Annotated in this window: 7 protein-coding genes (1 of these 7 only partly in view); all 7 read left to right on the forward strand. The window is 61.4% G+C overall.

Translation table 11 applies throughout. The annotated features are described in order from the left end of the window. The first annotated feature begins 15 nt into the window (after positions 1-15). Entirely contained in the window at positions 16-765 is a 750-nt protein-coding gene (locus tag KSS93_RS07125; RefSeq protein WP_217841751.1) for a tetratricopeptide repeat protein, read from the forward strand. After that, the gene (locus KSS93_RS07130) at positions 762-1094 is read left to right on the forward strand and encodes a YqcC family protein (RefSeq protein WP_217887705.1); all 333 of its coding nucleotides are present in this window, start codon (positions 762-764) and stop codon (positions 1092-1094) included. The genes KSS93_RS07125 and KSS93_RS07130 overlap by 4 nt, the downstream gene beginning before the upstream one ends. 407 nt (positions 1095-1501) lie before the next feature. Continuing rightward, positions 1502-3226 (forward strand): acetolactate synthase 3 large subunit, encoded by a 1725-nt coding sequence (locus tag KSS93_RS07135; protein ID WP_217887706.1) that lies wholly within the window; start codon positions 1502-1504, stop codon positions 3224-3226. Position 3227: 1 nt separating this feature from the next. Then, positions 3228-3719, forward strand: coding sequence for an acetolactate synthase small subunit (gene ilvN / locus KSS93_RS07140; protein WP_003250040.1), 492 nt, complete (start codon positions 3228-3230; stop codon positions 3717-3719). Positions 3720-3774: 55 nt separating this feature from the next. Continuing rightward, positions 3775-4791 (forward strand): ketol-acid reductoisomerase, encoded by a 1017-nt coding sequence (ilvC, locus tag KSS93_RS07145; protein ID WP_027594992.1) that lies wholly within the window; start codon positions 3775-3777, stop codon positions 4789-4791. 152 nt (positions 4792-4943) lie between these two features. Then, complete coding sequence (gene pssA / locus KSS93_RS07150) at positions 4944-5795, forward strand: CDP-diacylglycerol--serine O-phosphatidyltransferase (protein ID WP_217887707.1); 852 nt, start codon at positions 4944-4946, stop codon at positions 5793-5795. A gap of 77 nt (positions 5796-5872) precedes the next feature. After that, positions 5873-6234 carry the 5' portion of a protein-methionine-sulfoxide reductase catalytic subunit MsrP gene (msrP, locus tag KSS93_RS07155; RefSeq protein ID WP_217887708.1) on the forward strand. The gene runs 652 nt beyond the window's last position, so the window shows 362 of its 1014 coding nt (coding positions 1-362); the start codon lies at positions 5873-5875; its stop codon lies off the right edge, out of view.

Consider the following 6234-nt stretch of genomic DNA (forward strand, 5'->3'; position numbering starts at 1 on the left):
TGAAGAGGGTGTGAAGTGAACAAGTGGTGGATACCTGCCTTGACCGCGGTGGCCGTGCTGCACGGCTGCGCCAGCGTCCCGCGTGGCAACATCCCGGTGGTGGATTCGAGCACCCGGGTTTCCAACAGCGAGCGCGTCTCGGCCAACCGCACGTCGGCCTACCCGACCAGCGGTGGCAGCAGCCAGGCGCAGTCGCTGCCGGAGGACTCCGGCGTGACCGTGATGATCCCGCAGGGCAGCGGCGGTTCGCCGATCAGCACCACGCCGATCAGTACCGGCCCGATCACCCCGGGCCCGGTCAGCAGTGGCCCGATCAGCACCAACCCCAACCCTGTGGCTGACGAGCCGTTCGACATAGCCTCGATGAGCGCCCCGGCCGCCACCCCGGCGCCGACCGGTATCCCGCGGGCCAGCAGCGGCGGCTTGTCTGCCGACGAACAGCTCGACGGCCCGGTGCTGGCGCTGCTGACCACCGCCCAGCAGCAGCAGGGCAGTGGTGACTTCAACGGCGCCGCTTCCAGCCTGGAACGTGCCCAGCGTATTGCCCCGCGCGAGCCGCAGGTGCTGTTCCGCCTGGCCCAGGTGCGCCTGTCGCAAGGGGATGCCGCGCAGTCCGAGCAGCTGGCTCGCCGCGCCCTGACCTACGCCAACGGCCGCCCGGACTTGCAAGCCCAGCTGTGGAACACCATCGCCCAGGCCCGCGAGAAGCAAGGTGACAGCGCCGGTGCTGCGCTGGCGCGGCAGAAGGCGCAGGTCAACCTGTGATGGAACAGCGCATTCTGGATATCGCCGACCACCTGCTGTTGATCGAGCGCGAACTCAAGGTGCAGGGCTGGTGGAGCGATGCCACCCCCAGCGCCGAAGCACTGGCCAGCACAGTGCCGTTCGCGGTCGACAGCATGGCCTTCGAGCAGTGGCTGCAGTGGATCTTCCTGCCGCGCATGGCGATCATTCTTGAGCAGGGGCACCCGCTGCCCAATGCCTCGGGCATCCTGGTGATGGCCGAAACGGTGTTCACCGACCGCCCGGAGCAAAGCCGGGAGCTGCGGCGGCTGTTGGCAGCATTCGATCAATTGATCAGCCCATCCGCCTGATTTCTTCAGTTTTTCCGTCAAGGGCCGCAGATTGTGGCCCTTTTTTATAGAAATCTTGTTTTTCCTGCTGCTGCATCGGTTTTTAGTGGTGGTTGCGATTCATCTTGCGGAAAAATTGGCAATAATTTTTCTTGACTTGTAGGCGCCAAATCACAAGAATCCAGATTCCGCTGTAGGGGGACTGCCAGAAGCAGACCCGCTAAGCAGATCATGAGGCGCACACCCGCGCCGACTTGTAACACCCCGCAACGCGTTACCTCGCGCTGGGTGGGAAGACCCGCAACACACCAGGGCTTTCCCAATACTTGCTCAGTCAGTGCTGACGTTCGCTCATGCTCTGCTTGGCAGTAAACCTATTAAGACCCGCCCAGTGAGGGCGGTATTCTGGCGTTTTAGAGGTGAACAACGTGGAGCTCTTATCCGGCGCTGAAATGGTCGTCCGCTTCTTGCGCGACGAAGGCGTTAAGCATATCTACGGGTACCCAGGCGGTGCTCTCCTGCATGTTTACGATGCACTGTTCAAGGAACCGGAAGTCGAGCACATCCTGGTCCGTCACGAACAGGCTGCTACCCATATGGCGGACGGTTACGCCCGTGCCACCGGCAAGGCCGGCGTGGTACTGGTGACTTCCGGCCCAGGCGCGACCAATGCCATCACCGGTATTGCCACCGCCTACATGGATTCCATTCCGATGGTCATCCTGTCTGGCCAGGTGCCCAGCACCATGGTCGGCACCGATGCCTTCCAGGAAACCGACATGATCGGTATTTCCCGGCCGATCGTGAAGCACAGCTTCATGATCAAGCACGCCTCGGAAATCCCTGAAGTTCTGAAAAAAGCCTTCTATCTGGCACAGTCTGGCCGTCCTGGCCCGGTCGTGGTCGACATTCCAAAAGATATGACCAACCCGGCCGAGAAGTTCGAGTACATCTACCCGAAAAAGGTCAAGCTGCGTTCCTATAGCCCGGCTGTACGTGGCCACTCCGGCCAGATCCGCAAGGCTGCCGAAATGCTGCTGGCAGCCAAGCGCCCGATCGTCTACTCCGGTGGCGGCGTGATTCTGGGTGGTGGCTCCGAAGCCCTCACCGAGATCGCCAAGTCGCTGAACCTGCCGGTCACCAACACCCTTATGGGCCTTGGTGGCTTCCCGGGTACCGACCGCCAGTTCCTCGGCATGCTCGGCATGCACGGCAGCTACACCGCCAACCTGGCCATGCACAACGCCGACGTGATCTTCGCCGTCGGTGCGCGTTTCGATGACCGCGTGGTCAACGGCCCGGCCAAGTTCTGCCCGAACGCCAAGATCATCCACATCGACATCGACCCTGCGTCGATCTCCAAGATGATCAAGGCCGACGTGCCGATTGTCGGCCCGGTGGAAAGCGTGCTCAACGAAATGCTGAGCATCCTCAAGGAAATCGGCGAGCAGCCTGACAAGGCGGCGCTGGATGCCTGGTGGAAGCAGATCGACGAATGGCGTGGCGATGGCGACCTGTTCCCTTACGACAAGGGCGACGGCAGCGTGATCAAGCCGCAACACGTGATCGAGACGCTGTGCGAAGTCACCCATGGTGATGCCTTCGTCACCTCCGACGTGGGCCAGCACCAGATGTTCGCGGCGCAGTACTACCGCTTCAACAAACCCAACCGCTGGATCAACTCTGGTGGCCTGGGCACCATGGGCTTCGGTTTCCCGGCGGCCATGGGCGTGAAGTTGAACTTCCCGGATCAGGACGTGGCTTGCGTCACCGGCGAAGGCAGCATCCAGATGAATATCCAGGAGCTGTCCACCTGCATGCAGTACGGCCTGCCGGTGAAGATCGTCAACATGAACAACGGTGTGTTGGGCATGGTCCGCCAATGGCAGGACATGGCCTACAACGGCCGCCACTCGCACTCCTACGTCGAGTCGCTGCCGGACTTCGTCAAGCTGGCCGAGGCCTATGGCCATGTGGGTATCCGCATCACCAGCCTGAAAGACCTCAAGCCGAAACTGGAAGAGGCCTTTGCGATGAAGGATCGCCTGGTGTTCATCGACATCGCGATCGACCGTACCGAGCACGTCTACCCGATGCAGATCAAGGACGGCTCGATGCGTGACATGTGGCTGAGCAAGACGGAGCGTACCTGATATGCGGCACATCATCTCCTTGCTGCTGGAAAACGAACCCGGTGCCTTGTCTCGCGTGGTCGGCCTGTTTTCCCAGCGCAACTACAACATCGAAAGCCTGACCGTGGCCCCGACCGAAGACCCGACCCTGTCGCGTCTGACGCTGACCACCGTCGGCCATGATGAGGTGATCGAGCAGATCACCAAGAACCTCAACAAGCTGGTCGAAGTGGTCAAGCTGGTCGACCTGTCGGAGAGCGCCCATATCGAGCGCGAACTGATGCTGGTCAAGGTCAAGGCCACCGGTGCCCAGCGCGCCGAGATCAAGCGCACCACGGACATCTTCCGTGGCCAGATAGTCGATGTGACCGCCAGTGTGTACACCGTGCAACTGAGCGGCACCAGCGACAAACTGGACAGCTTCATCCAGGCGATCGGCACTGCATCGATTCTCGAAACCGTGCGCAGCGGCGTCACCGGCATTGCCCGTGGCGACAAAGTGCTCAGCATCTAACTTCAAAAATTAGCGATGGCTCCGCAGGGGGCCGAGATATAACCAGGGGTATTTCATGAAAGTTTTCTACGATAAAGACTGCGACCTTTCCATCATCCAGGGCAAGAAAGTCGCCATCATCGGCTACGGTTCCCAGGGCCACGCCCAGGCGTGCAACCTGAAGGACTCCGGTGTAGACGTTACTGTCGGTCTGCGTAAAGGCTCGGCCACCGTTGCCAAGGCAGAAGCCCACGGCCTGAAAGTTGCCGACGTGGCCACCGCCGTCGCTGCTGCCGACCTGGTCATGATCCTGACCCCGGACGAGTTTCAGGGCGCTCTGTACAAGAACGAAATCGAGCCGAACATCAAGAAAGGCGCCACCCTGGCCTTCTCCCACGGCTTCTCGATCCACTACAACCAGGTCGTTCCGCGTGCCGACCTCGACGTGATCATGATCGCGCCGAAGGCCCCGGGCCACACCGTTCGCTCCGAGTTCGTCAAAGGCGGCGGCATCCCTGACCTGATCGCCATCTACCAGGACGCTTCGGGCAACGCCAAGAACGTCGCCCTGTCCTACGCCGCAGGCGTCGGTGGCGGCCGTACCGGCATCATCGAAACCACCTTCAAGGACGAGACCGAAACCGACCTGTTCGGTGAGCAAGCCGTTCTGTGCGGCGGTACCGTCGAGCTGGTCAAAGCCGGTTTCGAAACCCTGGTCGAAGCTGGCTACGCGCCGGAAATGGCCTACTTCGAGTGCCTGCACGAGCTGAAGCTGATCGTTGACCTCATGTACGAAGGCGGTATCGCCAACATGAACTACTCGATCTCCAACAACGCCGAGTACGGTGAGTACGTCACCGGCCCAGAAGTCATCAACGAAGAATCCCGCAAGGCCATGCGCAACGCTCTGAAGCGTATCCAGGACGGCGAGTACGCGAAGATGTTCATCAGCGAAGGCGCCACCAACTACCCATCGATGACCGCCAAGCGCCGCAACAACGCCGCCCACGGCATCGAAATCATCGGCGAGCAACTGCGCTCGATGATGCCTTGGATCTCGGCTAACAAGATCGTCGACAAGGCCAAGAACTAAGGCCCTGCTTCGATAGATTAAAAACGCGGCTTCGGCCGCGTTTTTTCGTTTGTACGGGCTGCATCTGGTATAAAGCGATCAGTGGCTCGCCGTCAGAACCCATTTCGCGGGCCCATGTCGAACATATTCCACCCTGTTGCAAGGTACTTTTAATGAGCGAACGTCCCGAAGAGCCGAACAAGCCCTCCGACGCCGAAAGCCTGCTACCTGTCGATGAGCATGTTGAAGAAGGCCATGACGCCGAAGGGCGCAAGGTCCGGCACCGCGGCATCTACCTGCTGCCCAACCTGTTTACCACCGCGAACCTGTTCGCCGGCTTCTATTCCATCATCAGCTCGATGAGCGCGCAGAGCGCCCTGAGTGCCGGTGACCCGCGCGAGGCGAGCAAGTACTTCGCCTTTGCTGCCATCGCGATCTTCGTCGCGATGGTGCTCGACGGCCTCGACGGCCGTGTAGCGCGCATGACCAACACGCAAAGCGCCTTCGGTGCCGAGTACGACTCGCTGTCGGACATGGTCGCCTTCGGTGTGGCGCCGGCGCTGCTGGCGTTTGGCTGGGCGCTGGGTGACATGGGCAAGGTCGGCTGGATGGTCGCCTTCATCTATGTGGCCGGCGCCGCGCTGCGCCTGGCACGCTTCAACACCCAGGTCGGCACCGCCGACAAGCGTTACTTCATCGGCCTGGCCAGCCCGGCGGCGGCAGGTGTGGTGGCCGGTACCGTGTGGGCGTTCAGCGACTACGGTATCCAGGGCTCCAAGCTGTCGTTCCTGGTGGCGCTGCTGGTGGCTGCCGCGGGCATGCTGATGGTCAGCAACATCAAGTACAACAGCTTCAAGGAGCTGGACCTCAAGGGTCGTGTGCCGTTCGTGGCCATCCTGGCGGTGGTGCTGGTGTTCGCCGTGGTGTTCAGCGACCCGCCGCGCATTCTGCTGCTGATCTTCCTCGGTTACGCGATCTCCGGCCCTGTGCAGTTTTTGCTGCGCGCCCGTCGTCGTAAAACCTGACAAAGATTTAATCGCGGAATAACCTGCCGGCTCCATAGTCTTACGGGTACATCAGTTACCCGTACTGTGGAGCCGCCATGCTCATCAAGCTTCCCCGGTCTTCCGATTGCAAAGCGTCGGAGATCACCCCCGAAGGTATCTATCTCTCTCGTCGCCATTTGCTGCGTGCAAGCCTGGCGGGCCTGGCCGTGGGCGCCTTGCCGCGGCTTGGGGCTGCTGCCGAGGTGTCGCGCTATGCCGATGTCGAGCCCGGCAAGGCGCCGGCCTGGTTCACCGACAAGCTGGGCGCGACGCGCTGGCAGGCGGTGACCGTGCAGGGGGAGGCCATCACCCCGTTCAAGGATGCCACCCACTACAACAATTTCTATGAGTTCGGCCCCGACAAGGGCGACCCGGCGGCCAATGCCGGCAGCCTGAAGACCGAGCCCTGGAGCCTGGT

The sequence above is a fragment of the Pseudomonas xanthosomatis genome, from assembly GCF_019139835.1.
Lineage (GTDB): Bacteria > Pseudomonadota > Gammaproteobacteria > Pseudomonadales > Pseudomonadaceae > Aquipseudomonas > Aquipseudomonas fakonensis.